Source organism: Streptomyces sp. NPDC039423 (assembly GCF_055598725.1).
Window position 1 is genome coordinate 1 of sequence record NZ_JBVKAH010000028.1, and the last position, 1,278, is coordinate 1,278.

General features: G+C 71.0%; 1 protein-coding gene. It reads left to right on the forward strand.

Annotation, left to right across the window (positions count from 1 at the left end; genetic code table 11):
* Positions 1-171 precede the first annotated feature (171 nt).
* Positions 172-1,278: AbfB domain-containing protein (locus ACZ7LK_RS32550; protein WP_471144669.1), on the forward strand; the 1,107-nt coding region annotated here is incomplete at its 3' end.

A 1,278-nucleotide genomic window follows, 5' to 3' on the forward strand; every position in this document is an offset into this window, starting at 1 on the left:
AACTCCGCCCGGGTGCGGAGAGCTGTTACGCGCGGGTTTGTGACTGTGACCGCGGTCGCTTCCGTCACGGCTGTGGCCGCGCCGCAGGCTGCCATCGCCGCTCCGCCGGCCGCTGCGGCTGCGGCGGCGGGGATCGGGACGACCGACACGCAGCGGGTGGATGCCGCGGCGGTGGTGCGTCTGGATCCGAGCCCGGACGTGCTGCTGCTGAGCGACCATGATTTCATCCACGCTCTGTGGCAGAAGGCCCGTGATGGCGGGGAGGTGTTCGACGCGGTGCGGCAGGCCGCGGAGGCCGCGATGATGAGTGAGACGGACGCCGACCACGTCCAGTTCATCGTCACCGGCATCCACGAGGCCTACGCCGTGGACAAGCAGCGGGAGAAGGACAAGGCGGATGCCGCCCGTGCCGCGCGGCTGGCGAAGTCCCAGGCGCTGATCGCGGTCGGTATCCCCAACAGCCCCGACCTGCTGGATCTGAGCGATGACAACTTCATCCGCGCGGTGCTGCGTCACGAGGCCGCCGGGCCCGAGGTGCGTGCCGCGGCCGCGGCGGCTCTGGCCGGGGACGCGGCCGCGTGGCAGGAGTTCATCACCAACGGCGCGCGTGAGGCCCACCAGCGGGATGTGGCCAACGAGCTGAAGGAGCTGGAGGAGAACAACCGCGCGGAGGCCGAGCGCCGCCGGGAGATCGCCGCCCGCACCAACGCCGCCGCGCTGTTCCGCATCACGCCGTCGGAGGCCATGCTGGCGCTGAGCGACGACAACTTCATCCGTGAGCTGCTGCGTCTGGCGCCGGCCGATGCGAAGTCGAGCGAGTTGTTCGCCGCCGCGCAGCGGGCGGTCCTCAGTCCGGATGCGGCGGTGTGGAAGGCTTTCATCCACACCGGTGCGGAGGAGGCGTACAAGAAGGACGACGAGGCGCGTCGCAAGCAGATCGCCGAGGCCAACCGCCGTCTGGCGGTGCAGATCCAGGCCGCCGCGGAGAAGACCGGTGTGCAGCCCAACCTGGTCGCCGCCGCGAAGAAGGCGCTGGCGGGCAGCGACGAGGACGTCGCGCGGTTCCTCATGGAGGGGCAGCACCGGGCCAAGCGGCAGTCGTTGCAGCCGGCGAGTGGGAAGCCGGCCGGTTTCTACCTCCGCCAGTCCACGCCGGACGCGGGTGAGGTGTTCATCGCGCCGCTGTCCGCCGCGTCCAAGCAGGCGGACCGGGAGGACGGCACCTGGATCGTCGTTCCCGCGCTCAACGGCCAGCCCGGCTGCTGGTCCTTCGAGTCC